The organism is Mycobacterium sp. ITM-2016-00316 (genome assembly GCF_002968335.2).
Classification (GTDB): Bacteria; Actinomycetota; Actinomycetes; order Mycobacteriales; family Mycobacteriaceae; genus Mycobacterium.
The window spans coordinates 810944-834717 of record NZ_CP134398.1 but is presented as its reverse complement, the minus strand read 5'-3'; the positions used below and the strand labels follow the sequence as shown (position 1 = coordinate 834717).

Genomic DNA, 23774 nt, shown 5'->3' with positions numbered 1-23774 from the left:
TGACACGGGTCAGCGCGTCTCACCGAACTCGCCGAGGCGGCCATAGATATCATCGTCGCCGGCCTCAGCGTTCATCGTGTCGAGCGTGCCGCGCCGCTGATGGCGAATCTGCTGCTGATAGGCCAGAAGGTCCGTGAGCTGCACCCGGCGGTGCCGGCCCGGCTGCGCGTAGGGAATCTCGCCCGCTTCGAGAAGTTTCACCAGAGTCGGTCGAGACACCCCGAGGAGATCGGCGGCTTCCTGCGTCGACAAGACGACCCTTTGCGGCTCGAGAGTGACCGCTTGGCCTTCCACTAGCGCATGGGCTGCATGAATCAACACATCACGCAGTTCAGGCGACAGGGGAAACGACTGGCCATCGGTCGTTTCGATAGCCAACGGCGCCGCTGTTTGCAGGGTGACGAGCAGCGCAGCGAGACCCCGGTCGGTGTCGGCTGGAAAGACAGTGTGCTCAGTCGTCGCAGTCACACCACCATGGTAAATCGAAAGAAACGAAAGCGCACTAGGGTGCCCCACGGGTCGTGGCATCGACAACTGATCGGCGCAGAGTTCCTCGCACCTTGTGACAATCCGTGCCAACGCCGTCGGTATAAACACGTCAGGCCCCCTCGATGAGGGGGCCTGACCGGTGTGGCAGGTACAGGATTCGAACCTGTGTAGGCGTAAGCCGACGGATTTACAGTCCGCTCCCATTGGCCGCTCGGGCAACCTGCCGGAATTTGGTGCGAGTAGCAGGGTACAACGAGGATGTACTGAAGACGAAAACGGCCAGCACCATGAGGAGGCTCCAGTGGCGGATTCAAGCTTTGACGTCGTCAGCAAGGCAGACCGGCAAGAGGTCGACAACGCGCTCAACCAGGCAGCCAAGGAGTTGTCCACCCGGTTCGACTTCCGCGGCACCGACACCACCATCGAGTGGCAGGGCGAGGAGGGCATCATTCTCGTCTCCTCCACCGAGGAGCGGGTGAAGGCCGCCGTCGACGTGTTCAAGGAGAAGCTGATCCGCCGCGACATCTCGATGAAGGCGTTCGACGCGGGCGAACCGCAGCCCTCAGGCAAGACCTACAAGGTCATCGGCAGCATCAAGCAGGGCATCGACAGCGAGAACGCCAAGAAGATCACCAAACTTATCCGCGACGAGGGCCCCAAGGGCGTCAAGGCGCAGATCCAGGGCGAGGAGATCCGGGTCAGCTCGAAGAAGCGGGACGACCTGCAGGCCGTGCAGGCCCTGCTGCGCGGCGCCGACCTTGAGGTCGCGCTGCAGTTCGTCAACTACCGGTAGCGGACGCTGGGGCGGCACCCCGGTGGCCGTGCTAGGGACGAGATCGACCTGACGGCTGTGGATTCGTGCCATACGGCACCGAAACACGACCCTGAGGTCGATCTCGCCCCTAGGGGCCGGGAGCCCTCCCCCGAGCTAGCTCCCGCCGTATTCGGGCCGCAGGATCGGGCTCAGCGCCGACAGCGGGATGCGCGCCTGCACGGTGCCGCCGTCCATCGACCATTGCATGACGCCGGGTGTGAAATCGGTCGGGCTGTCCCGGGCCACCGGGTAGTCCGGCATGTAGAGGATGAGCTCGTCGGGTGTCAGCGCCCACGCCCGGTAGCCGCCGGAGTACACCTTGTCCGGTGTCCAGCGCTCGGGCTGGAACGGGTAGCTGCCCGGCTGATGTTGCGGCGCAGCCTGATTCAGCGCCTGCTCGACGAACGGCCGCGCCAGCGGTTCGATGGCCGTCGGCGGGTCGACTCCGGGCTTGGTCAGATCCGCAAGCTGCAGCTGTCTGCCTTCGCCGAAGGTGAAGGTGCGGTAGGCATTGTTGAAGTCGGGTCCGTCGGCGTGATATGTCTCCCGGAACACCACCGAGACCGTGTCGCCGTGGCGGAACACCTGATAGTTGGCCTCGCCGAAGCTGTTCGCCGCCATCGAGCGCCCGACTCGGGTCCAGTTGTCCACCAGCGTGGTCAGGTATCCGCGCAGCACCGGCCCGGCGACGGGGTCGTCGATGAGCTCTCCCGGCACGGCGATCTTGATATCGCGCAGCGCATTACGCTCCGAGGCCACCGAGGTATGGCAGTACTGACCGTTCCACTGGCCGGCCAGCTCATCGCAGAATATCGCCGGCGACGCCGCCGCCACGGGAGCGGTGACGGCCGCGAGGACCGCCGCGCCGAGCACGCCGGCCAGGCCCCGCATCAGGGCAACTCGACTGTGGCCGCGCGCCACTGCCCGTCGACCTTTTCCATGGTCATCTTGATGCGGCTGCGATCGAGCCGCGGATCCGGCACGCTGGCATTCGACACCGACTGGTCGACGAACAGCAGCACCACGACCCTGTCCTTGGCCGTCGACTGGACGGCCGACTCGACCACGACACCGTGTGCGGTGGCCTTGTTGTCGATCAGCAACTGCCGCAACCGCACGCTGGACTCCGAGTACATGTCCTTGAACTCTCCGGTGGCGCCCGCGAGCACCTGGTCGAAGTTCTCGTCGACCTTGTCGGAGTCGATGCTCGTGAGCACCTGCGCATACGACACCGCCGCGTCACGCGCCTGCTGCCCGGCCTCGGTCAGCTGCTGGTGCTGCCAGAGCCGCCAGCCCAGAAAGCCCGAAACCGACACCAGCACAACGAAGACCGCGAGAACGGACGCGGTGACGGCGCGTCGGCGCCGGGCAAGCGCCCGCGGTTCCGCAGATGCGGGCACGGCCGCCTCGGCATCGTCGCTGACGTCCTCGGCCGTGGGCTGAGCGTCTTCGGTCTTGTCGTCGGTCATCACTGTCACAGTTGCTCCTATCTCAGCGGGGCGGTTCGATCGGCAGTACCGGGCCGCCGTACGGCGTGGGAATGGTGAACCGGCCCTTGGGCGTCGGGTCCGTCGTGCGGCCGAGGTCCGCACCGGGCGGCGGGCCGGCGGTGTCGTCCCCGGCGGGGCGTGGTGCGTTCTTGGCCCCCCGCACCAGAACGCCGGGATGGTCATCGCGGCAGTATGTGTACATGTAGGGCTCGGGGTAGTCCGCCGAGGACGGTGGCCGACGCGGCGTTCCGTAATCGCAGGCGTACCGCGGGTAGATGTCGCCGGTCGCCCACAACCCGTTGTCGTGCATGACGCTGCCAAGCGCGTCCAGTACCGAGGTGCGGTGGCTCGGGAACAAGGCGTTGAGCGCGGGAACCCGTAGGTACAGCAGTCGCGTGGTGGTGGTGAGGTTGCCGAGAAGCTGCACCATGGTGTCGGAGTTGTCGGCGAACAGGTTGTCGATATCGGTGAGCGCGCCCGGCGCCTGATCGGTCAGCCGACGGTAGCCCTCCCGCATCCGGCTGACACCGTCGAGGGTGGTCGCAAGATGGTCTGCCGCCACCTCGATTCCGGCATTCTTGTCGGCGGCCAGGGTGAACACCGACTGGCTGGTCCGCAGCAGGCTGGTAGTCTCCGGGAGCACCGAATCCAGGGTGGACAGCAGGAACGTTCCGCCGTCGATGATGTCGGCGAGCTTCTGCGGGCCGTGCTCGCTGAGGCTCAGCTCACGCCGGATGATATCCAGCTTTCCCGTATCCACCTGGGCCAGCGCGCCGTCGGCGTGTGCCAGCAGATCGGCCAGACTCACCGGTACCGTCGCGCGCCCCTGCTCGACGACGCTGCCGTCGCCCAGGAACGGCCCGTCGTTGGCGGAGGCCACGAAGTCGATGTACTGCTCACCGGCCGGCGACAGCCCGGACACCCGCACATCGCTCGACATCGGGATGGGCACCGACGATTTCACCGTGATGACCGCGTCCACACCGGCCGCGGTGATGTCGAGGCGCTCGACCTTGCCCACCGGCACTCCGCGCAGCGTGACGTCCTGGTTGGGCAGCAGCCCCGCCGATTCGGGGAGGCGCACGGTGACGCGGTAGTCCGAGTCGAACGGATTGACCTGCAGCGCGCCGATCAGCAGATAGCCGGTGGCGACGATGAACGTCATCATCAAGGCCCCCGCCGACAGCCACGCCCGTTTGCGGTGACCGGCGCGCACCGCGCCGACCAGGACGTCGGCCAGACCGGCGATCATCGGGGGGCTTCCGGGGCGGGCGCGGGGATGATCTGACCCGGCTCGGTCGGACTCGGGATCACCGGAACCTGCGCAACCCCCGGCCCGCGCCCGACGACGCGTTCCTGCAACCGCAGCAGGGTGTACTGCAGGGAGCCGACCAGTTGGTGCCAGTTGTAGCGTTTGGGACCGTGCAGCCCCGGATCACCGGCGAACCCGATATCCGGGATCGAACCCAGCACCAGCCGGTCGATGCTCGCTCTCGTCGAGATCGCGTTGCTGGCAGTGGCTTTGACCAGGGCCGGCATCAGCCGATTCAGCGCGTACAGGCTGGCATCGGGCGCCAGTGCGACATCGTTCCATGCGCCCGCCACGCTGTTGATATCGGCGATGGCGCTGCGCCCGCTGGTATCGGTGCCTGCGATCGACGGGAACCTCTGCAGCTGCACCGACGTGTCACCGATCAGCTGGACGAGATCGGTGATCTGGGTGGTGTGCGCGGCCAGCGTCTCGGTGGCCGGGCCCGCTGCGTCCATCAGTTCACCGATGATGTCGTTCTTGGCCTCGATCGCACCCAGCAACCCCGAGGTCTCGGTCAGCGCCGTGGAGATCTGATCGGAGCGGGCGTTCAGCGTGCCCAGCGTGCGGGTGGTCTTGGCGATCAGATCGCCGAAGGCCTGCCCCTGATCACCGGTCGCCTTGCCCGCGCCGTTGATGATGTTGGTGAGGTTGCGCACCGCACCACCGTTGACCATGACCGCCGCCGCACTCAGCAGCGACTCCACCGTCGCGGCCGCGGTCGTGGAATCCAGACCGATGGTGTCACCGTCGCGCAGCAGCACGGCGCTGGGCGCCGCGGGCGTGGGCGTGGGCGGCTTGATCGCGACGAACACATCGCCAAGCGGTGTCGCAGAACGTAATTCGGCGGTGCTGCCCTGCGATAGTTGCACACCGTCGAGAATGCGCAGGGTGGTGACGGCGGTGTAGTTGCGGGCCACCATCGACTCCACCTGCCCGATATCGGCGCCGGCGAGCTTCACCTTCGCGTTGGCGGGCAGATTGAGCGCATTGCCGAACACGGCAGTCAGCTCGTAGCCGCCCGACCCCACCCCGGGCGCCGGCAGCGGCAGGCTGGCCAACCCTTCCGTCGCGCAGCCGGCGACGGTCAGGCAGGCGGTGACAGCCAGCGGCAGAACGGACCTTTGCAGCCGCGCGCTCACTTCTGCCCCATCGCGGCCATACCGTCGAGCATGTAGGACAGCCCGAAATCCGGGCCGAAGTCCTGCATCGTGCCGGTGCTGCAACCCAATTGGCGCAGGCCCATCATGTTGCACATCTCTTTGACGGTCTGGGAGTCGAACAGCACCTTGTCCACCAGGACGTGCACTCGTGCCGAGCCGTTTCGCTGATCGACGATGTTGTACAGGTTGTCCAGGGTCATGGGCGTCAGATCGAGGAACTCGGCAAGATCGCGCCGATGGTCCACGGTGGTGGTCACCGCGGTGTTGCCGTTGAGGATGATCTGCTTGACCGCATCGCGATGAGTGGCCAGCACCTCACCGACCTGGGTGATGACATCGTTGAGCTTCCTACCGGTGGCGCCGGTGCCGAACTGCTCATCGGCCAGGATCTGGCTGAGCTGGTTCACCGACGTGCCGAACTCCCGCAGGGTCGCGTCGTTGCGGGCGGTCGCCTCGAACAACGAACTCAGGTTGCGGATGCTGGTGGTCAATTGATCACGGGTCAGGCTGCCGCGATCGGCGCTGAGCCGCAACGCGTTCGACAGCTCACCGAGCGCATCCTTCATCTGCTGACCGTTGCCGTCGGCGATCGCGGCCGACGCGTTGACCAGATCGGCGACCGGCCCGTTGCCTGCGCCGTCACCGTGCAGCGACGCCGACAGCTTGTCCAGGACATCGAGCACGCGGGCGAATTCGACCGGCGTCTTGGTGCGGTTCAGGCCGATGGTGTCGTGGTTGCGCAGGGTCGGACCACCCCGGTAGGGCGGGGTCAGCTCGATCTGCCGGTCGGTCAGGATGGAGTTCGAGATGGTGACGGCCTGCACGTCGGCGGGTACCGCGACGTCCTTGTCCACGCTGAACTCGACCTCGACATAGCCGCCCTTGGCAGTGATCGTCTCGACCTTGCCGACCGGCATGCCCAGCACGGCAACGACATTGCCCTCGTAGAGACCGGCCGCGCTGTCGAACTGAGCGGTGACGCGGATGGTGTCGACCTGGTCGCGGACGTAGGACCAGCCGACGCCGACGGCCACCGCCGCTGCGATCACCGCCGCCGCGCCGACCGCGAGGACCGTGACCGATGGCCGTCTCATTTGCAGTCCTGGAAGTACTCGATCATCCCGAACTGTTCGGCCCGGCCGCTGATCGCGCACATCCACGAGTCGATCAGCAGCCCGTTGGCCACATTGAGGTCCACGGCGTTGCCGGTGCCGGTGGCATTGGTCAGTCCGCGCAGCGCCACCGGGCCGGCCTGCAGGGTGCTGCGCAGCAGATCGTCGTGCCGGCCCAGCATGTCGGACAGTTCGCGGAGGTTGACGAGCAGGTTCTCCAGTTCCGGTCGGTCATCGATGACGATGCCGCTCAGGGTTTCCACCAGATTCGTCAGCGAGGCCATCAGCGCGCGGAACGACGCACGCCGGGCGACGAACTCGCCGACCAGATCGTTGCCCTGCGTGACCAGCGCTCCGATCGCGCTCTGCTGGCGCCGCAGCGTGGTGCTGACCTGCTCGGTGGTCTTGAGCAGCGAACCCAGTTGGTCGCGGCGGTCGGCGATGATCGTCGACAGGGTGTGGGTGTTGGTCAGCGCCTGGGGCACCACCTCGGGCAGACCTTGCATCTGCTCGCCGAGAATGCCCAGAGTCCGGGCGAATTGGTCAGTGTCCACCTGTTCGTAGGTGGTGGTGACATCGGCCAGCGCCTCCTGCAGGTCATAGGGAACCTCGGTCCGATCGAGGTCGAAGGTGTTGTCCGGCAGCGATCCCGGCCCCGCCGGCTGCAGCGCCAGGTACCTGGAGCCGAGGATGGTGGTGACCTTGATGATCGCCCGGGAGTCCTGCCCCAGGGAGACATCGTTGCGTACCTTCAGCCGCGCCTCGACATGATCGCCGGCCAGCTTCATGGCGGTCACCTCGCCGACCGGGATACCCGCCACCGTGACCGGGTTGCCGGTCTTGAGGGCCGCGGCCTGCAGGAAGCGCGCGGTGTAGCTGCGGTACCCGATATCGGCGACCTTCACCGCCAACATCGCCCCGATCAGCACGGTGACCACGGCGATGGCGGTCACGCCCAGCCAGGTGCGGTCCCAGCTGAGCAGCGGCCGCCGCCACCATCTCTGTCCGTCAGCCATTGGCCATGTTCCTGCACCTCGGTGTGTAGTGGGCCCCCTCGCCGGGGGTCGCCGCGTCGACGATGATCGGTGTCACGTCGTTGAGACCCGGAAAGAAGCCGGTGGCGTTCAGGTCGCACGCGTAGCTGTTGGCGTAGGCGCCCTCGTTGGTGATCCGCGCAAACCCCTTGAGCAGCAACGGAAGATTGGCGCCGGTGAAGGCGAGCTGCGGTTCGATGCTCACCAGATGCTGGGCGAAGCCCGGCTCGCGGACAACCAACTCGTTCAGCGAGGGGTACACCTCGTCGGCGATGGTGGACAGCTGACGCACCACAGCGGTGATGGATCCCATCGACTCGACGAGCTCGGGGCGGCGCGCATCGAAGGTGGACACCACGCCCCGGGTCTGGGTGATGACCTCGTCCAGGCTGTCGTTGTGCTGGGCGAGATTGTTCACCACGACGTTGAGGTCGGTGATCACCTGCCCGAGCTGTTGGTCGCGACCGGCGAACGAATCGGTCAGTCGCGCAGTCTCATCGACGAGGCTGACGACCGAGGCACGGTCGCCCTGCAGGGATTCGATGACACCTTTGGTGAGGTTGTCGGCGTCGGTCGGGTTGAGCGCACTGAACAATGGCTCGTACCCGTTGAGCAGCGCCCCGACATCGAAGGACGGGTCAGTACGCTCCAGCGGGATCTCACTGCCCGGCGGCAACGCCTGCGGCTCGCCGATATCACCGAGCGACAGACCGAGATAGCGCTGACCGACGATGTTCTGGTAGGTGACCGACGCGACGGTGGTGCCGAGCAGTTGCTGATCGCTCTGCACCACGAACGACACCTTCGCCACATCGCCCTGCAGCTCGATCTTCTCGACCCGCCCGACCCGCACGCCCGCCATCCGGACGTCGTCACCCTCGCGCAACCCGAACACGTCGGAGATCACCGCGGTGTAGCCGACGGTGTCGCCGGCGACGTCGCGACGCAGCGTGACATAGACCAACCACGTCAACGTGATGGCCACGGCCATGAACAGAGACAGGCCGATCATCGGTCCGCGATAGGTCACCGGGCTCCCCCTCCTGACACGGTGGTGCCGCGGGCGACCGGACCCAGCAGCAGTTGAGTCGCCGGGCTCGCGGGTTGACCGATTGCCGCGCTCAGCACGTCGCGTTCCTGCGGGCTACCGACCGGCCCCACGTTGCCCCCGAATGACGCGGGTGCGGCCTCGGCCGCGAGCGGCGGCCCCGGACGGGGCGCGACCGGCGCCAGGGGTGACAGCGGCACCGGCGGCGGTGGGGTCGGCACCAGCGCCGGGTTGGCGGTGCCGGGCACCGGTGCAGCGGGTGCCATCCATGGCGGCAGTGGCGGATTCGGATCGGCGAGGCTGGGGTTCGGCACGACGAGCGGCGGCCCGACCGCTACGAGGTTGCCATTGGCTCCCGGCACCGTCCCGGCCGGCGGCAGGAGATCGGCGGGCGGCTGATAGTTCTGCGGCAGCAGGACATCCGGCAACTCGGGACGGGTCGGCACCAGAGGCGCGGTGAAACAGCTGGGCCCCTTGAGCCCGGCGTACTGCGGGCAGTCGGCGCGGGTATAGGTGTGCGATGGCGTGAAGGACAGGTTCACCCGCATGTTGCCGGTGTCCAGATCGGAGATCCACACGTGATCGAAGAACTTGTCCGACAGCTGATTCAGCTTGACGAAGGCAGGCACCCAGTGATGGGAGGTGTCCGCGAGCTGGCCGAGCACCGGGGTGAGATCGGAGGTGATCTGCACCAGTCGGTCGGTGTGATTGCTCAGCGCCGTGTGCGTGGTGCCCATGGTGTTGAGCCCGCCGTTGACCAGCGACGTGAGCTGCGCCCGCTGCTCCACCAGGGTCCGCATCGGTGCCACCGCGACGTGCAGCGCGTCGACCAATTCGGGTGCCGTGCTCTGCAGCCCCGTGGCCGCGTCGATGAGCGCCGACACCGTGGAGGGTCCCGGCTCGGTCGCCACGATGGCATCCAGCTGGTCCACCAACCGGTTCAATTGTGCTCCGCTGCCCAGCAATTCGGTACGCCGGTGCTCGGTGGCTGCGTTGATGGCGGCCAGCACGCCGATGGTCTTGTCCTCGCGCCCGCGGCCGGTGGCGGCCAGGATGTCGCGCAGCTTGCTGATGGTGGTCTGGAACAGCACCGTCGGCAGCTCGGTGTCTTCGGGGATCTGCGCGCCCGCGGCGATCGCCGGTCCGGGGCCGCGGTCGACAAGCTGCACCGAGGAGACCGCGAACACGTTGCTGGGCACCACCCGCGCGGTCACCGTGGCGGGGATCGAGGCCGCGTATTCGGGTTTGAGGTCGATCCGTACGAAGTTCGGGTCGCCGTTGGCCGCCGGCGTGACGTCGTCGACCATGCCGACGAGCACCCCGTGGTACTTCACGTCGGAACGTTGCGGCAGGCCGTCACCGACATTGATCAGGGCGGCCACCACCGGCACCCGGGCGTCCAGCCGGCCGGTCGCCTTGACCAGTAGAGCTGCCGAAACCATCCCCGCCACAAGCAGAATCGCGACACCGGTGGCGAGCAGCTGGCGGTCGGAGAGCCCGCGTCCGTCGGTCTCTATCGAATTCGGCATCTACCCACCGAACCTGGCGCCGGAATCGACCGTCCACAGGGCCATGGTGAGCAGCATGTTGACGATGATCACCACGGTGATACTGGCCCGCATGGCGTGGCCCGCGGCGACGCCCACACCGACCGGACCACCCGAGGCGTAGAAACCGTAGTAGCACTGCACTGTTGAGGCGATCCACACGAAGATGACGGTCTTGAGCACCGAGTAGAGAATGTCCTGACCGGAGAGCATCAGGCTGAAGTAGTGCAGATAGGAGCCGGTCGATCCGCCGCTGATCATAAAGACCACCACCTGGGTGGTCAGATAGCTGACCGCCAGCACCACGACGTAGAGCGGGATCACCGCGATGACCGAGGCCATCAGTCGGGTGGTCACCAGGTAGGGGATCGGGCGGATCGCCAGGGCGTCCAACGCGTCCACTTCTTCGGCGATGCGCATCGAACCCAATTGCGCGGTGAAGCGGCAGCCGGCCTGCGTCGCGAACGCCAGCGAGGCGGCGATCGGTGCCAGCTCGCGGGTGTTCACCAACGAGGAGATGATGCCGGTCGCCGGGCCCAGCCCCAGCAGGTCCAGGAAGTTGTAGCCCTCGATGCCCACCAGCGCCCCGACGGTGACGCCCAGCACCACCGCCACCCCGGCGGTGCCGCCACCGACCACCAGAGACCCGTTGCCCCAAGCGATGTCGGAGAGCAGCCGGACGAACTCGCCACGGTAGTGCCGCAGCGCCACCGGGACGCCGGCCACCGCCCGCACGAAGAACACCAGCATGTGCCCGATGCGGATCACCGGAACGGTGCTTCGTCGCAGACCTCTGGCCCACGGCCCCATGAAGGTCGAGGCCGTCACAGCCCGACCCTCGGGAACAGCATGATGTAGAGCTGGCTGACAGCCACGTTGACCACCATGAGCAGCAGGATCGATTCGACCACCGCCGCGTTCACCGAGTTGGCCACACCTGTCGGCCCGCCCGCCGTGGACAACCCCTTCTGACACGAGACGATGGCGACGATGGCGCCGAAGATCACCGCCTTGACCAGCGCGATGACCATGTCACCGGTGGTGGCGAACGAGGCGAAGGTCGCCACGAAGCTGCCCGGGGCGCCGTTCTGGAAGTACACGTTGAACAGGAAGCTGGCCAGGAAGCCGACGAAACACACGACGCCGGTGAGCGCGACACCGATCATGACGGCGGCGGCGAAGCGCGGCACCACCAGTCGCCGGATCACCGAGACTCCCATGACTTCCATCGCATCGGTTTCCTCGCGCATGGTTCGCGAGCCGAGGTCGGCGGTGATCGCCGACCCCACCGCCGCGGCCATCAGCACGGCCGCGGTCAGCGACGCGGCCTGGCGGATGACGGCCAGACCGCTGGCCGCGCCGGCCAGCGACGTGGCGCCGACCTGCCCGGCCAGCAGCGCGAACTGGATGGAGAGGGTGACCCCGATGGGCAGCGCCACCAGCACGGTGGGAATCACCGCGGTGCCGGCCATGAACGCGCCCTGCCGGATGAACTCCTGCCACTGGAACTTCCCGGTGAACAGGTCGACGAACAGATGCTGCAGGGTGCGCACGCCGAGCACGAACTGGTCACCGACGGTGCGCAGCGACGCCACCGGATGGCGCCGGACGTAACCGTCGGTCCACTGCTCGATGGCCGCGAGCCCGTCGGTCGCGCGCTGAATGGGCAAAGCGCTTCCCTCCCGGTAGCGAGCCGCGACCACCCCCGGGCCCGTTCACTCGCAATGCTTGGCACGGTATCGGTGCGGTTCCATCGATGTCTACGTTTTGAGAATTCTCATTCACATATTTGGCGCGTGCAGCGTAACACCGGCACCGAACGGGTAACCTTCATAGGCCCAAGCTGCACCGGGGTAGCCGATCCACACATCTCATGCCTCGCCGCTATCGCGGACGGCACATTAACTTATTCCGAGCAGGCAGTTCTTCGGGGCGGGACGCCGCGCGCACCGACACACCCGCGCGTATCCGAGCCAGTTCAGCAACTTGCGGTCACCGGCACGATCGCGGCAATACGCTGACCCGATGGCACCTGCACAACGCGAACCGAACGTCGTCGTCCTGGGCGGAGGGTCCTGGGGCACCACCGTGGCCACCATCTGCGCACGGCGCACGCCGACCCTGCAGTGGGTGCGATCCGAGGACACCGCCAAGGACATCAACGACAACCACCGCAACTCGCGCTATCTCGGCGACGAGGTGGCGCTGCCGGATGGCCTGCGGGCCACCACCGATTTCTGCGAGGCCGCACAGAGTGCCGACGTGATCGTGATGGGCGTTCCGTCGCACGGGTTCCGCGGTGTGCTCGAGGAACTCGCCCGGGAGCTGCGGCCGTGGGTTCCGGTGGTCTCTTTGGTGAAGGGCCTGGAGCAGGGCACCAACCTGCGGATGAGTCAGATCGTCGACGAGGTGCTGCCCGGGCATCCCGCCGGAATCCTGGCCGGGCCGAACATCGCCCGCGAGGTCGCCGAGGGCTACGCCGCCGCCGCCGTGCTGGCCATGCCCGACCAGCATCTGGCCGCCAACCTGGCAGACCTGTTCCGCACCAGGCGCTTTCGCACCTACACCTCCGATGATGTGGTGGGCGTCGAGATGGCCGGAGCGCTGAAGAACGTGTACGCGATCGCCGTCGGGATGGGCTACTCGCTGGGCATCGGGGAGAACACCCGCGCCATGGTGATGGCCCGCGCGGTGTCCGAGATGTCCAAGCTGGGCGTGGCCATGGGCGGGCATCGCGACACCTTCGGCGGCCTGGCCGGGATGGGCGACCTGATCGTCACCTGTACCTCACAGCGCAGTCGCAACCGTCACGTCGGCGAACAGCTCGGGTCCGGGAAGACCGTCGAGGAGATCATCGCGGCGATGAACCAGGTCGCCGAGGGCGTGAAGGCCTCATCGGTGATCATGGATTTCTCCGAGCAGTACGGGATTCCGATGCCGATCGCCCGCGAGGTCGACGGGGTGATCAACCACGGCTGCACCGTCGAGGACGCCTACCGCGGACTGATGCTGGAAAAGCCCGGCCACGAGGTGCACGGCGCGGGGTTCTAGCGCCCTGCGTCAGTTGAAGTAGGGATTGGTGCCCTCGGGACGGTCCAGCAGCGGGTTGCTCGGATTGAGGATGTAGCTGCCCGCCGGGCTGATCACGAACCCGGACTGGTCGAACGAGTTCTGGCACGCGGTCACCACGCCGTCGGTGCCACAGCTGACATTCTGGAAACCGATGCGCGAGTTGGCGGGCAGCGGCTGGGCCGGCTGATCCCCGACGTAGATCGCGTTGGCGGCGTTCGCGAAACCGGGGGCTCCCACCTGACCGCCGGACACCACGTTGGCGCCGTTGGGGGCGGCCGGGAACGGCCCACTGCAGCCGTAGCCACCGGTGCCGCGGCTCATCACGCAGGTGATGTCGCCGGGCACGGTGAAGGCGTACATGGTGCCGTCGTTGACGGCGTAGGCGGAGGGCTTCACCAGTTCCCAGGCGTTGATGTTCGGGCCCGGCGGCGGTGGGGGCGGCGGCGCAGGTTCGGCACCCGCGATCGCCGGGGCGCTCAAGGCGGCAGCCGCCGCCGTGACGAAGAGCAGACCTCGCATACGCATGGCGACACCCTAGCCAACCTCCGTGATTTCGGCGCGCTCGCGTACGAAACACGTACGTAGCCGCTCCGCAATCACACGGGTCCGCGACCGGCCATCGCCTCCAGACGCGCGATGCGGTCCTCGATGGGCGGGTGGGTGGAGAACAGCTTGCCGATCTTCTCCCCCGCCCGGAACGGGTTGGCGATCATCAGGTGCGCCTGGTCGGCCAGTTGCGGCTCGGGCGGCAGCGGCGCGGCCTGCACGCCGTAGGCGATCTTGCGCAGCGCGCTGGCCAGCGCCAGCGGATCCCCGGTCAACTCGGCACCGGACTGGTCGGCCTGGTACTCCCGCGAGCGCGACACCGCCAGCTTGACCACGGTGGCCGCGATCGGTCCGAGCAGCGAAACGAGCAGCAGCGCAAAGGGATTCGTACCACCATCGCGATTTCCACCGAACATCGAGGCGAACATGGCGATATTGGCCAGCGCGGTGATGACCGAAGCCAGCGCACCCGCCACACAGGAGATCAGGATGTCGCGGTTGTACACATGGGACAGTTCGTGGCCCAGCACCGCGCGCAGTTCCCGCTCGTCGAGGATCTGCAGGATGCCGGTGGTGCAGCACACCGCGGCATTGCGCGGGTTCCGGCCGGTGGCGAACGCGTTGGGCGCGGCGGTGTCGCTGATGTACAGCCGCGGCATGGGTTGGCGGGCGGTGGTCGCGAGCTCGCGGACGATCCGGTACATCGCCGGCGCCTGCATCTCGGTGACGGGCTGGGCGTGCATCGCCCGCAGCGCCATCTTGTCGCTGTTGAAGTAGACGTATGCGTTCATGCCGACGGCGAACAGCACCGACAGCCACAGGATCGACGGGTTCCCGAACAGCGAACCGATGAAAACGATCAGCGCAGACATGCTGACGAGCAGCACGAAGGTCTTCATCCGGTTGGCATGAGGATGCCAGGTCATCAGAGTTCCTCCTACGAAGTCTTCGCTGATCTAACGCCGATCGACCCCCGTAGGTTCCGGCTACCCGTGCCGGTTGACGGTGTAGTCCACCAGGGTGGCCAGCGCGGCCCGGCCGGGACCCTCGGGCAGATTGTCCAGCTCCTCACGCGCCCGCACCGCGTATTCGCGCACCGTCTCCTTGGCCCGAGCCATGCCCGGGGACCGGCGCAGCAGGGTCAGCGCCTCGGCGACCTCGGCGTCGTCCTCGATCGGCTGGGCCAGCAGCACCCGCAGTCGCTCGGCGTCGGGACCCGACTCGCGCAGCGCGTACAGCACCGGCAGGGTGTGCACGCCTTCGCGCAGGTCAGTGCCCGGGACCTTGCCGGACTCGTCGGGATCGCTGTCGATGTCGATGATGTCGTCGGAGATCTGAAACGCCGTCCCGACGATGCCGCCGAGGCGGGACAGCCGCTCGATCTGCTCCTCGCCGGCACCGGAGAAGGTGGCACCGAAACGGCCCGAGGCGGAGATCAGGCAGGCCGTCTTCTCGTAGACCACCTTGAGGTAGTGCTCGATCTCGTCGGTACCGCCGGCGGCGCCGCGCGTCTCGCGCATCTGGCCCGTCACCAGCTGGGCGAATGTGTCCGCAATCACCCGCACGGCGTCCGGGCCGAGCCGCGACACCAGCCGCGACGCGGTCGCGAACAGGTAATCGCCGGCCAGGATCGCGATGTTGTTGCCCCAGCGCGCGTTGGCGCTGTCCGCACCACGGCGCACCTGAGCCTCGTCCATCACATCGTCGTGATAGAGCGTGGCCAGATGCACCAGCTCGATCACGGCGCCGGCAATGGTGACGTCGTCGTCCTCGGGGCGTGGCCCCAGCGACCCCGACAACACGGTGAACAGCGGCCGGAACCGCTTGCCGCCGGCCTGGAACAGATGCTGGACGGCCTCGGCCATCAGCTCATCTGCCTTGCCCAGCTCGGTGGCCATCAGATCTTCGACGCGCGCCACTCCGTCGCGCACCTGCGCGGCGAATTCGGGATCCCCGAAGTCCACCCCCGCCACCACGCTCGCCGGTGTCCTCATGCGTCCAACATACTGTGAGGTGTCGGGGATACAGCGGGCAGGAGCGGAGCGACTTGATCAAGGCCGATGTGGTTGTCGTAGGGGCCGGGCCCGCCGGTTCGTCGGCCGCCGCGTGGGCGGCCCGGGCCGGTCGCGACGTGCTCGTCATCGACTCCGCGCAGTTTCCCAGGGACAAGGCCTGCGGTGACGGATTGACCCCGCGCGCGGTCTCGGAGCTGCAGCGCCTCGGCCTCGCCGACTGGCTGGACGGCCGGATCAGCCATCACGGCCTGCGGATGTCCGGGTTCGGTGCCGACGTGGAGATCCCGTGGCCCGGCCCGTCCTTCCCCGCCACCAGCAGCGCGGTGCCGCGCACCGAGCTCGACGACCGGATTCGCATGGTCGCCGCCGACGAGGGCGCCAAGATGATGCTCGGCGCCAAAGTCGTTGATGTGAGCCATGGTTCGTCAGGTCGGGTCTCGGAACTGATACTGGACGACGGGTCCGTGATCGGTGTCGGCGAGCTGATCGTGGCCGACGGCGCCCGCTCCACGCTGGGGCGCGTTCTCGGCCGCGCCTGGCATCAGGAGACGGTCTACGGCGTGGCAGTGCGCGGATACATCGCGACGCCGCGCGCCGACGAACCCTGGATCACCTCGCACCTGGAATTGCGCTCCCCGGAGGGCAAGGTGCTCCCCGGCTACGGCTGGATCTTCCCGTTGGGCAACGGTGAGGTGAACGTCGGTGTGGGTGCGCTGGCCACCGCGAAGCGCCCGTCGGAGGCGGCACTGCGGCCGCTGATGTCCTACTACTGCGATCTGCGCCGCGAGGAGTGGGGTTTCGAGGGCGAGGCCCGGGCCGGGTTGTCCGCCCTGTTGCCGATGGGCGGCGCGGTATCCGGGGTGGCCGGTCCGAACTGGATGCTGATCGGCGACGCCGCGGCGTGCGTCAATCCACTCAACGGCGAGGGCATCGACTACGGCCTGGAGACCGGACGGCTGGCCGCGCAGCTGCTGGGGACCGGCGATCTGACCACGGCGTGGCCCGCGGTGCTGAGCGAGCACTACGCGCGCGGGTTCTCCGCGGCACGGCGCCTGGCACTGCTGCTCACGCTGCCGAGGTTCCTGCCCGCGGTGGGCCCGATCGCGATGCGCTCGCACTTCCTGATGAAGGTGGCGGTCCGGATGATGGGCAATCTGGTCACCGAAGAGGACGAGGACTGGATCGCCCGGGTGTGGCGATCTGCCGGCTTGGCGTCGCGCAGGTTCGACGAACGCAAACCCTTCAGCTGAGAACCTCAGACGAGCTGCGGTTCGCGCCCCAACAGCGTCATCTCCATCAACAGCTTGACGCAGGCACGGGAATGCTCGGTGTCCTGGTACTGCACCAGCCGACCGAGGTCGACCACCAGACCGAAGGCGGCGTGCACGGCGAACTTGGCCTGCGCGTGGCTGAACTCGGGTCGCGCGGCGGCGAGCAGCCGCGCCCACTCGTCCACCGTCGCGCGCTGGATATTGCGGATCGGCGCCCGGTCGGCCTCGGGCACATTGCCGCGTTCGGCGTAGTACACGTAGGCGATCTCGGGTTCCCGGAACGATCGGGCCACGTAAAGATCGATCAGGCGGGCCAGCGCCTGCTCCGGATCCGATTCCGCGGCAAGGACGCTCGACACATCCGCGGACACCCGGTCGGCGCTGCGCCGATAGGACGCGACCAGCAGGTCGGCCTTACCCGGGAAGTACCGGTAGATACCGGATGCCTGGATACCCACCGCCGCGGCGATGTCCTCCATGCTGGTCTCGCGGAATCCCTTCTTGTGGAACAACAGCAGGGATTCGTGCAACAGCATCTCGTACTTGCCGCCGGCGCCGGAACCGCTGGGCGCCAACGGATTCGATTCGGGCGATTCGAACGGGGCGGGCAGGGTGGCCGCCAGCACGGCCGCGGCCAGGCCGGCCAGCAGTAGCCGTACCTCGCCGACGGGCAGTGAGTTCCGGTGATCGGTGACGCTGCCGATCACACTCAGCGCGGCCGAGGACAAGGTCCAGCGTTCGCGCGAGGTCAGCTCCGGCCGCAGCCGGATCAGCGGTTCCTGCAGCCGGCGGTTCACCAGCTCGATCTGACCGGCCAGGACGGCCTGGTCGTCCGCGTTGAGATAGCGCCCCTCCCAGCGGTACAGCCCGCCGGAGCTGCGGTTGGCAATCGCGGTCTCCACGATGGCCTCGACGAGGCCGGCCAGCAGAATCGCCGGATCGCGTTCCGGGTCGGCGATATCGGTGCTGTCCACCAGTTGCTGGCCCAGGCCGAAGACGGCGTCCCGGAACAGCCCGTACTTGTTGGGCGAATGCCGGTACAACGCCGCGGCCGAGATGCCGACCCGTGAGGCGATCTCCTCCATGCTGACTGCGTGGTAGCCGAGCTCACTGAAGGCCTCGGCGGAGGCCTTGACGATCTGGGCCTTGCGATCGCGTGGCCGGCGCCGCACAGGAGCTTGCGCGGGAGGACCGGCCGGAGACATACCCTCACGGTAACGCATTCGGCAGGTACCTACAGGTCCTGGGAATGCCTCTTCATGCTCGATGGCAATCCGCCATCCACAGCCGCATATTTCACTGGTATCCGTAGCGTCGCAGTGGAGAATAGCCATTCACATAAAGCCTTGCGCGAACGTCAATCCATGTGCCAGGCTCCCTACAACGGTCCAGCGATCGACGTTGCTGCTCCGGGGAGGGGAGGTCCGATGCCTGCGCGCTACCTCGATTTCGGGTCGCCCCCGCGGCTCACCAACGCCGACACCCGCATCACCATCGAACAGCGAACCCCGCGGTGGCACCGCGGCGACGTCGCCATCGCGGACGCCCTGGACTTCTGGTCCTTCGCCGGCGCCGCCGCCAACGTCGTCATGCAGCTGTCCTGGCCGGAGGTCGGCTATGGGGTGGCCGAGAGCCGGGTGAAATCCGGCAGTCTGATGGAGCATCCCTGGAAACGGGCCCGCACCACGACCCAGTATCTCGCCGTCGCCATCCTGGGCACCGCGGAGGAACGCGCCGCCTATCGGGAGGCGGTCAACGGCGCGCATCGCCAGGTGCTCTCCACCGAAGCCAGCCCGGTGCGCTACAACGCCTTCAACCGCGAACTGCAGATGTGGGTGGCGGCCTGTCTGTTCGTCGGGTTCGAGGACACCTTCGAACTGTTGCACGGAGTGATGACCGAGGAGCAGGCCGAGCAGTTCTACCGGACCGCGCAGCCGCTGGGCACCACGCTGCAGGTCACGGCGGACCAGTGGCCGGCGACCCGGGCCGATTTCGACGTCTACTGGAACACCGCCTGCGAACGGGTGGTGATGGACGATCACATCCGCGACTACCTGATGGCGCTGGTCGATCTGAAAATGATCCGGTGGCCGCTGCGGGTGACGTTCGGACCGCTGCTCAAGTTCCTGACCATCGGGTCACTGGCGCCGGTGTTCCGCGATGCCATGGGCCTGCATTTCTCGGACACCGACCGACGACGCTTCGAGAACCTGTTCGTGTTCGTCTCGTTCGTCAACCGGTTTCTGCCGCGATTCATCCGTCAGGGCGCCAGTCAGCTGCTGATGGGCGATGTCCGGCGCCGGATCCGCGGCAAGAAGGCGCTGATCTAGCGGTACTCGCACAGGTAGGCCGTCTCGACGTCCGCGCGCACACTGAACCTGCTGTCCGCGGGGACGGTGAATTGCGTTCCCGCCGCGTAGGTTTCCCAGCCGTCGGCACCGGGCAGTCGCACGGTCAGCGCGCCGGAGACCACGCTCATGATCTCCAGCTGCGAGGTCCCGAACTCGAACTCGCCGACGGCCATGACGCCGACGGTGGCCGGCCCTTGCGCGGTCGCGAAGGCGATCGACGCGACATCGCCGCCGAAGTACTCGTTGACTGTGAACATGGCCGCAGAGTAGCGAGTGGGTGCCGGCACCTCGTCTGCCGGGGTCCGGACCACCTGGCTACACCACATACTTGTGCACGCCGAGCATCGCGTTCTCATCGGCGGGTTCGCGGGTGCAGTCCTGCAGCGCCGACGACACCGCGTCGACATCGATACCGGTGCCGATCAGCACCAGCGTCGTCCCCCGCCCGGCCGCACCACGCTTCTCGAAGCGCAGCGAGCTGCCCACCAGCTGAACGGAGTACCGGCCACCGTCCCCGAAATCCACGAAACCCTTTGCGCGGTAAAGCCCGACGGGACGGTCCTGCAAAAAAGCCAGAAAGCGGCGCGGGTTCAGCGGTGTATCGGCACTGAACTCCACGCTCTGGTACTCCGGGTGCTCGTGGTGATGATCGTCCTCGAGCAGCAGTTCATCCAGCGACAGCTGCGCCGGACGCTCGCGGCGCTTCACCGGAGCGTCGATCAGCAGCGCGGGATCGACCCGCGCGAAGTCGGTGCACACCAACGGAACTCGGGGGTTCTCGGCGCGCACCGCGGCCGCCACCGCGTCGGCGTCACCGTCGGCGGCCTTGTTCAGCACCACCAGATCGGCCACCCGCACCCCATGGCCCAGCTCGGCGGGCTGAGCGGCGTCGACCACCAGCACCAGTCCGGCGTAATGGAACCGGTCATCGCCGGCGGTGGCGATGGTGCGTGCCAGCACCGGCGGCTCGGCGATACCGCTGGCCTCCACCACGATCAGGTCCAACGCGGGACGCACCGCGGCAAGCCGGCCCAGCATCTCGGCGGCCTCCGACGCGTCCACCGCGCAGCAGATGCACCCGTTGGACAGCGAGGCCATCGCGTCGACCTGCCCGGCGACGAACATCGCATCGATGTTCACCGCGCCGAAATCGTTGACCAGGGCCCCGATTCGCACTCCGCGGCTGTTGCGCAGCAGGTGATTGAGCAGCGTGGTCTTACCGGCGCCGAGGAAGCCGGCGAGGGCCAGGACCGGGACGCTCACCGCGGCTAGCCCGGTTTGACGGCGGCGTGCAGCGCGACGATCCCACCGGTCAGATTGCGCCAGCGCACGGCGTCCCAGCCGGCGTCGCGGATACGGTCGGCCAGCTGCGGCTGCGTCGGCCAGGCCCGGATCGACTCGGCCAGATACACATAGGCATCCGGGTTGCTCGACACCGCACGCGCCATCATGGGCAGCGCCTGCATCAGGTACTCCTTGTAGGCGGTGGCGAACAGTCCGTTGGTGGGCGTGGAGAACTCGCACACCACCAACCGCCCACCGGGGCGCGTCACCCGGGCCATCTCGCGCAGCCCCGCCACGTGGTCGACGACATTGCGTAAACCGAAGCTGATGGTCACCGCGTCGAACACCCCATCGGCGAACGGCAGCCTGGTGGCATCCCCGGCCACCTTCGGCACGCTGCGGGAGGCGCCGGCGGCCAGCATGCCGACCGAGAAGTCCGCGGCCACACACCAGGCACCCGAGCTCGCCAGTTCGACCGTCGACACCGCGGTGCCGGCCGCCAGGTCGAGCACCCGCTCCCCCGGCCCGATGCCCAGCGCCGAGCGGGTCTGACGGCGCCAGTACCGGTCCTGCCCCAGCGACATCACCGTGTTGGTGATGTCGTAGCGGCGGGCCACGGCGTCGAACATCGACGCGACCTCGTGCGGGTCCTTCTCCAGCGACGCCCTGCTCATCGGATCAAAACTACCTGTGAGTCCCGGGGTTCCGGGAATGGGGATTGCCCGCCGGCGTTGGTAAGCCTCAGACGAGGAGAAAGAGGAGAACGATATGGCTGAGAAGGTCTGGTTCATCACCGGCACATCGCGCGGCTTCGGCCGGGAATGGGCCATCGCGGCCCTGGAGCGCGGCGACAGGGTGGCCGCCACCGCCCGGGACACGTCGTCGCTGGATGACCTGGTCAGCACGTACGGCGAGGCGATCCTGCCGCTGCAGCTCGATGTCACCGACCGGGTGGCCGACTTCGCCGCGGTCAAGGCCGCCCACGAGCACTTCGGGCGGCTCGACATCGTGGTCAACAACGCCGGATACGGACAGTTCGGCTTCATCGAGGAACTCTCCGAGGCCGAGGCCCGCGACCAGATCGAGACGAACGTGTTCGGCGCGCTCTGGGTGACCCAGGCCGCGCTGCCGTTCCTGCGGGCCCAGCGCAGCGGGCACATCATCCAGGTGTCCTCCATCGGCGGGATCACCGCGTTCCAGAACGTCGGCATCTACCACGCCTCGAAGTGGGCGCTGGAGGGCTTCTCGCAATCGCTGGCCCAGGAGGTCGCCGGGTTCGGCATCCATGTCACGCTGATAGAACCGGGTGGCTTCGACACCGACTGGGCCGGCTCCTCGGCCAGGCACGCCGAGCCGTTGGCCGACTACGCCGAGGCGCACAGGGAGGCGCAGGAGGCCCGCGCCAAGCGCACCGCGAAGTCCGGTGACCCGCAGGCCTCGGCCGCCGCGGTGCTCAAGATCGTCGACGCCGAGCAGCCACCGCTGCGGGTGTTCTTCGGCGAGATCCCGCTGCAGCTGGCCGAGGCCGATTACGCACAGCGGCTGGCGACCTGGCGGGAGTGGCAGCCGGTGTCGGTGCAGGCCCAGGGCTGGGGTCGCGCACGGCGAGGTAGTGCTCGGAGACCGGCCTACCGTCGGTGTAGCGCTCCACGGCCTGTTCGATGAGCAGGTCCTGCCCGGTGAGCCGGGTGTGGTGCTGGTGCATGTGCTCGCCCCAGGACCGCACGATGAACGTCTCGACGAACGTCGACTCGTGTTCGACACTGCGGAACAGTCGCCACTGCGACGCCCCGGTGCGCTGCCGGGACCGGCCGAGCACGTCCATCGCGGCGAGGAAGTTCTGCTCGTCCTCCGGCGTGACGCGGTAGGCGGTGATCACCAGCACGGGTCCGTCCAGCGGGGCGGGATCGAAAACCAGGTTGGGCTCCGGCCAGTGCGAGGACGGCGTCAGGTCGAGGTCACCGGTTCTGGCGTGCAGCGGCCACCACAGCGAGGACAGTCCGCACACCACCAGGAAGCCGGCGCTGATCAGCAGGCTCGTGACACTGGTGGTGGCCGCGGCGAGCACACCCCAGACCAGCGAGCCGACCGCCTGCCCTCCCATGAAGACCAGCTGGTACACCGACAGCCCGCGGGCGCGCACCCACCCCGGCAGACTCAGCTGCATCGAGGCATTGAGCGTGGACAGCGACAGCAGCCAGGAGGCGCCGCCCACCAGCAGTGCCAGCAACACCGCGACGAAGTTCGGTACCAGGGCCAGGACCACGGTGGTGAGCGCGAAACCGGCCGCCGCGGTGGTGAGCAACGCGTTCTGGCCGAACCGGGACCGCAACCGCGACAACAGGAACGCACCGAGCACCGCGCCGGCACCCAGGGCGCCCAGCAGCACCCCGTAGCCCGATGACGACAGCCCGAGGCGGCTGCTCGCGATCACCGGCAGCAGCCCCCACAGCGCGCTGGCGGGAGCGACGAACAGCGCCGCCCGCAGCAGGATTCGCCGCACGATCGGTGAGCTGCGGATGAACCGCCCGCCCGCGCTGAGCGCCGCCAGGGCCCGCTCGGGCGGTTCATTGCGTTCCACCACGGCGGGGCGCCAGCAGAAGAGCACGATGACGATCCCGGCGAACGACACGGCGTTGAGCGCAAAGACCAGGGTCGGACCGGACAGCGACACCAGCACCCCGGCGATCGCGGGCCCGATGGCCCGGGCCAGGTTGATGCTCATGCTCCCCAGCGCCGCGGCCGCCGGAATCTGCTGAGCGGGAACGAGATCAGGCTGGATGGCCTGCCAGGCCGGCGCCACCAACGCCTGCCCGCAACCGATCATGAACAGCAGCATCAGCAGTACCGCCGGCGTCGTCAGCCCCGCACCGGTCAACGACGCGAGTAGACCCACCCCGGCGGCCATCGCACCCTGGGTGGCGATGAGCAGGCGGCGCCGGTCGATGAGATCGGCCAGCACGCCGGACGGCAACGCCAGCAGCATCACCGGCAGCGTGGTCGCGGTCTGCACCAGCGGCACCAGCACCGCGGCGCGCGGGTCGCCGACCAGCATCCACTGCGCGCCGACGGTCTGCATCCAGGTGCCGAGGTTGGACACCAGCTGCGCGATCCACAGCGCTCGGTAGACCGGCGATCGCAGCGGCGCCCAGGTGGAGGTGGACGGTGCCGATGCCATCGTTGCCCCCCACCACCGCGTTTTCGACCACTGTAGAGGGGCGGACCCGCA

At 67.7% G+C, this 23774-nt stretch carries 23 protein-coding genes, 1 tRNA gene and 1 pseudogene; 5 read left to right on the top strand and 20 right to left on the bottom strand.

The window, feature by feature from the left end:
• Positions 1-9 precede the first annotated feature (9 nt).
• Together C6A86_RS04080 and C6A86_RS04075 are read right to left on the bottom strand one after the other, a co-directional pair.
• Positions 10-468 (bottom strand): helix-turn-helix domain-containing protein, encoded by a 459-nt coding sequence (locus C6A86_RS04080; RefSeq protein WP_233213193.1) that lies wholly within the window; start codon positions 466-468, stop codon positions 10-12.
• Between the two features lie 163 nt (positions 469-631).
• A tRNA-Tyr gene (locus tag C6A86_RS04075) sits at positions 632-714 on the bottom strand.
• A 76-nt stretch (positions 715-790) separates the two neighbouring features.
• Here C6A86_RS04075 and C6A86_RS04070 point away from each other — a divergent pair.
• Complete coding sequence (locus C6A86_RS04070) at positions 791-1282, top strand: YajQ family cyclic di-GMP-binding protein (protein WP_057166479.1); 492 nt, start codon at positions 791-793, stop codon at positions 1280-1282.
• A 135-nt stretch (positions 1283-1417) separates the two neighbouring features.
• On the opposite strand, the gene C6A86_RS04065 is transcribed toward C6A86_RS04070, so the two are convergent.
• The 10 genes from C6A86_RS04065 to C6A86_RS04020 are packed head-to-tail and all read right to left on the bottom strand — an operon-like array spanning position 1418 to position 11676.
• A complete protein-coding gene (locus tag C6A86_RS04065) occupies positions 1418-2194 on the bottom strand; it encodes a mannan-binding family protein (RefSeq protein WP_105365575.1) in 777 nt (258 codons plus the stop codon).
• A complete protein-coding gene (locus C6A86_RS04060; RefSeq protein WP_105365576.1) occupies positions 2194-2772 on the bottom strand; it encodes an Mce protein in 579 nt (192 codons plus the stop codon). Before C6A86_RS04060 ends, C6A86_RS04065 begins: the two co-directional genes overlap by 1 nt.
• Before the next feature lie 22 nt (positions 2773-2794).
• Positions 2795-4045, bottom strand: coding sequence for an MlaD family protein (locus C6A86_RS04055; protein WP_105365577.1), 1251 nt, complete (start codon positions 4043-4045; stop codon positions 2795-2797).
• Complete coding sequence (locus C6A86_RS04050; RefSeq protein WP_105365578.1) at positions 4042-5244, bottom strand: MlaD family protein; 1203 nt, start codon at positions 5242-5244, stop codon at positions 4042-4044. Before C6A86_RS04050 ends, C6A86_RS04055 begins: the two co-directional genes overlap by 4 nt.
• Complete coding sequence (locus C6A86_RS04045) at positions 5241-6359, bottom strand: MCE family protein (RefSeq protein ID WP_105365579.1); 1119 nt, start codon at positions 6357-6359, stop codon at positions 5241-5243. The genes C6A86_RS04050 and C6A86_RS04045 overlap by 4 nt, the downstream gene beginning before the upstream one ends.
• The gene (locus C6A86_RS04040; protein ID WP_105365580.1) at positions 6356-7393 is read right to left on the bottom strand and encodes an MCE family protein; all 1038 of its coding nucleotides are present in this window, start codon (positions 7391-7393) and stop codon (positions 6356-6358) included. The genes C6A86_RS04045 and C6A86_RS04040 overlap by 4 nt, the downstream gene beginning before the upstream one ends.
• Positions 7386-8441, bottom strand: a complete 1056-nt coding sequence (locus C6A86_RS04035; RefSeq protein ID WP_105365581.1) for an MCE family protein — start codon at positions 8439-8441, stop codon at positions 7386-7388. The genes C6A86_RS04040 and C6A86_RS04035 overlap by 8 nt, the downstream gene beginning before the upstream one ends.
• On the bottom strand, positions 8438-9988 hold the full coding sequence (locus C6A86_RS04030; protein ID WP_105365582.1) for an MlaD family protein: 1551 nt from the start codon (positions 9986-9988) through the stop codon (positions 8438-8440). Before C6A86_RS04030 ends, C6A86_RS04035 begins: the two co-directional genes overlap by 4 nt.
• The gene (locus C6A86_RS04025; protein ID WP_199196379.1) at positions 9989-10816 is read right to left on the bottom strand and encodes an ABC transporter permease; all 828 of its coding nucleotides are present in this window, start codon (positions 10814-10816) and stop codon (positions 9989-9991) included. It lies immediately after the preceding gene.
• A 14-nt stretch (positions 10817-10830) separates the two neighbouring features.
• A complete protein-coding gene (locus C6A86_RS04020) occupies positions 10831-11676 on the bottom strand; it encodes an ABC transporter permease (protein ID WP_233213194.1) in 846 nt (281 codons plus the stop codon).
• Between the two features lie 355 nt (positions 11677-12031).
• Between C6A86_RS04020 and C6A86_RS04015 the strand changes: the two genes are divergently transcribed.
• Positions 12032-13057, top strand: a complete 1026-nt coding sequence (locus C6A86_RS04015; RefSeq protein WP_105365584.1) for an NAD(P)H-dependent glycerol-3-phosphate dehydrogenase — start codon at positions 12032-12034, stop codon at positions 13055-13057.
• A gap of 9 nt (positions 13058-13066) precedes the next feature.
• Here C6A86_RS04015 and C6A86_RS04010 read toward each other — a convergent pair whose 3' ends face one another.
• The 3 genes from C6A86_RS04010 to grcC1 all read right to left on the bottom strand — a co-directional run bounded on the left by C6A86_RS04010 (position 13067) and on the right by grcC1 (position 15618).
• On the bottom strand, positions 13067-13603 hold the full coding sequence (locus C6A86_RS04010; protein WP_105365585.1) for a hypothetical protein: 537 nt from the start codon (positions 13601-13603) through the stop codon (positions 13067-13069).
• Positions 13604-13674: 71 nt separating this feature from the next.
• A complete protein-coding gene (gene htpX / locus C6A86_RS04005) occupies positions 13675-14550 on the bottom strand; it encodes a zinc metalloprotease HtpX (RefSeq protein ID WP_105365586.1) in 876 nt (291 codons plus the stop codon).
• A 60-nt stretch (positions 14551-14610) separates the two neighbouring features.
• Positions 14611-15618 (bottom strand): nonaprenyl/(2E,6E)-farnesyl/geranylgeranyl diphosphat synthase, encoded by a 1008-nt coding sequence (gene grcC1, locus C6A86_RS04000; RefSeq protein ID WP_199196376.1) that lies wholly within the window; start codon positions 15616-15618, stop codon positions 14611-14613.
• Between the two features lie 56 nt (positions 15619-15674).
• On the opposite strand from grcC1, the gene menJ reads away from it, so the two are divergent.
• Positions 15675-16889: a menaquinone reductase gene (menJ, locus tag C6A86_RS03995; RefSeq protein WP_233213198.1), complete on the top strand. Its 1215-nt coding sequence runs from the start codon at positions 15675-15677 to the stop codon at positions 16887-16889.
• A 5-nt stretch (positions 16890-16894) separates the two neighbouring features.
• On the opposite strand, the gene C6A86_RS03990 is transcribed toward menJ, so the two are convergent.
• Positions 16895-18082 carry a TetR/AcrR family transcriptional regulator gene (locus tag C6A86_RS03990; RefSeq protein WP_199196381.1) on the bottom strand — a complete coding sequence of 396 codons (1188 nt, stop codon included), beginning with the start codon at positions 18080-18082 and terminating at the stop codon, positions 16895-16897.
• Between the two features lie 255 nt (positions 18083-18337).
• Between C6A86_RS03990 and C6A86_RS03985 the strand changes: the two genes are divergently transcribed.
• The gene (locus C6A86_RS03985; RefSeq protein ID WP_105365590.1) at positions 18338-19240 is read left to right on the top strand and encodes an oxygenase MpaB family protein; all 903 of its coding nucleotides are present in this window, start codon (positions 18338-18340) and stop codon (positions 19238-19240) included.
• Here the strand turns inward: C6A86_RS03985 and C6A86_RS03980 are convergent.
• Genes C6A86_RS03980 through C6A86_RS03970 form a run of 3 tightly spaced genes read right to left on the bottom strand, consistent with a single transcriptional unit; the run spans position 19237 to position 21219 of the window.
• Entirely contained in the window at positions 19237-19518 is a 282-nt protein-coding gene (locus C6A86_RS03980) for a pyrimidine/purine nucleoside phosphorylase (RefSeq protein ID WP_105365614.1), read from the bottom strand. The genes C6A86_RS03985 and C6A86_RS03980 overlap by 4 nt on opposite strands.
• A gap of 58 nt (positions 19519-19576) precedes the next feature.
• Complete coding sequence (locus tag C6A86_RS03975; RefSeq protein WP_105365591.1) at positions 19577-20524, bottom strand: GTP-binding protein; 948 nt, start codon at positions 20522-20524, stop codon at positions 19577-19579.
• Positions 20525-20529: 5 nt separating this feature from the next.
• Positions 20530-21219, bottom strand: a complete 690-nt coding sequence (locus C6A86_RS03970) for a demethylmenaquinone methyltransferase (protein ID WP_105365592.1) — start codon at positions 21217-21219, stop codon at positions 20530-20532.
• A 94-nt stretch (positions 21220-21313) separates the two neighbouring features.
• On the opposite strand from C6A86_RS03970, the pseudogene C6A86_RS03965 reads away from it, so the two are divergent.
• Positions 21314-22075 (top strand): annotated as a pseudogene (locus tag C6A86_RS03965) (SDR family oxidoreductase); the annotation flags it as partial.
• Here C6A86_RS03965 and C6A86_RS03960 read toward each other — a convergent pair.
• Entirely contained in the window at positions 21999-23723 is a 1725-nt protein-coding gene (locus C6A86_RS03960; RefSeq protein WP_311101032.1) for an MFS transporter, read from the bottom strand. The pseudogene C6A86_RS03965 and the gene C6A86_RS03960 overlap by 77 nt on opposite strands.
• Positions 23724-23774 lie beyond the last annotated feature (51 nt).

What these genes read in the sequence shown, in the direction of transcription:
- htpX (WP_105365586.1), bottom strand. Translation starts at nt 14,550, where the DNA reads ATGACCTGGCATCCTCATGCCAACCGGATGAAGACCTTCGTGCTGCTC.
- C6A86_RS04040 (WP_105365580.1), bottom strand. Translation starts at nt 7,393, where the DNA reads ATGGCTGACGGACAGAGATGGTGGCGGCGGCCGCTGCTCAGCTGGGAC.
- C6A86_RS03960 (WP_311101032.1), bottom strand. Translation starts at nt 23,723, where the DNA reads ATGGCATCGGCACCGTCCACCTCCACCTGGGCGCCGCTGCGATCGCCG.
- C6A86_RS03980 (WP_105365614.1), bottom strand. Translation starts at nt 19,518, where the DNA reads ATGTTCACAGTCAACGAGTACTTCGGCGGCGATGTCGCGTCGATCGCC.
- C6A86_RS04055 (WP_105365577.1), bottom strand. Translation starts at nt 4,045, where the DNA reads ATGATCGCCGGTCTGGCCGACGTCCTGGTCGGCGCGGTGCGCGCCGGT.
- C6A86_RS03970 (WP_105365592.1), bottom strand. Translation starts at nt 21,219, where the DNA reads ATGAGCAGGGCGTCGCTGGAGAAGGACCCGCACGAGGTCGCGTCGATG.
- C6A86_RS04065 (WP_105365575.1), bottom strand. Translation starts at nt 2,194, where the DNA reads ATGCGGGGCCTGGCCGGCGTGCTCGGCGCGGCGGTCCTCGCGGCCGTC.
- C6A86_RS03985 (WP_105365590.1), top strand. Translation starts at nt 18,338, where the DNA reads ATGCCTGCGCGCTACCTCGATTTCGGGTCGCCCCCGCGGCTCACCAAC.
- C6A86_RS04030 (WP_105365582.1), bottom strand. Translation starts at nt 9,988, where the DNA reads ATGCCGAATTCGATAGAGACCGACGGACGCGGGCTCTCCGACCGCCAG.
- C6A86_RS04010 (WP_105365585.1), bottom strand. Translation starts at nt 13,603, where the DNA reads ATGCGTATGCGAGGTCTGCTCTTCGTCACGGCGGCGGCTGCCGCCTTG.
- C6A86_RS04015 (WP_105365584.1), top strand. Translation starts at nt 12,032, where the DNA reads ATGGCACCTGCACAACGCGAACCGAACGTCGTCGTCCTGGGCGGAGGG.
- C6A86_RS04025 (WP_199196379.1), bottom strand. Translation starts at nt 10,816, where the DNA reads ATGGGGCCGTGGGCCAGAGGTCTGCGACGAAGCACCGTTCCGGTGATC.
- C6A86_RS04045 (WP_105365579.1), bottom strand. Translation starts at nt 6,359, where the DNA reads ATGAGACGGCCATCGGTCACGGTCCTCGCGGTCGGCGCGGCGGCGGTG.
- grcC1 (WP_199196376.1), bottom strand. Translation starts at nt 15,618, where the DNA reads ATGAGGACACCGGCGAGCGTGGTGGCGGGGGTGGACTTCGGGGATCCC.
- C6A86_RS04060 (WP_105365576.1), bottom strand. Translation starts at nt 2,772, where the DNA reads ATGACCGACGACAAGACCGAAGACGCTCAGCCCACGGCCGAGGACGTC.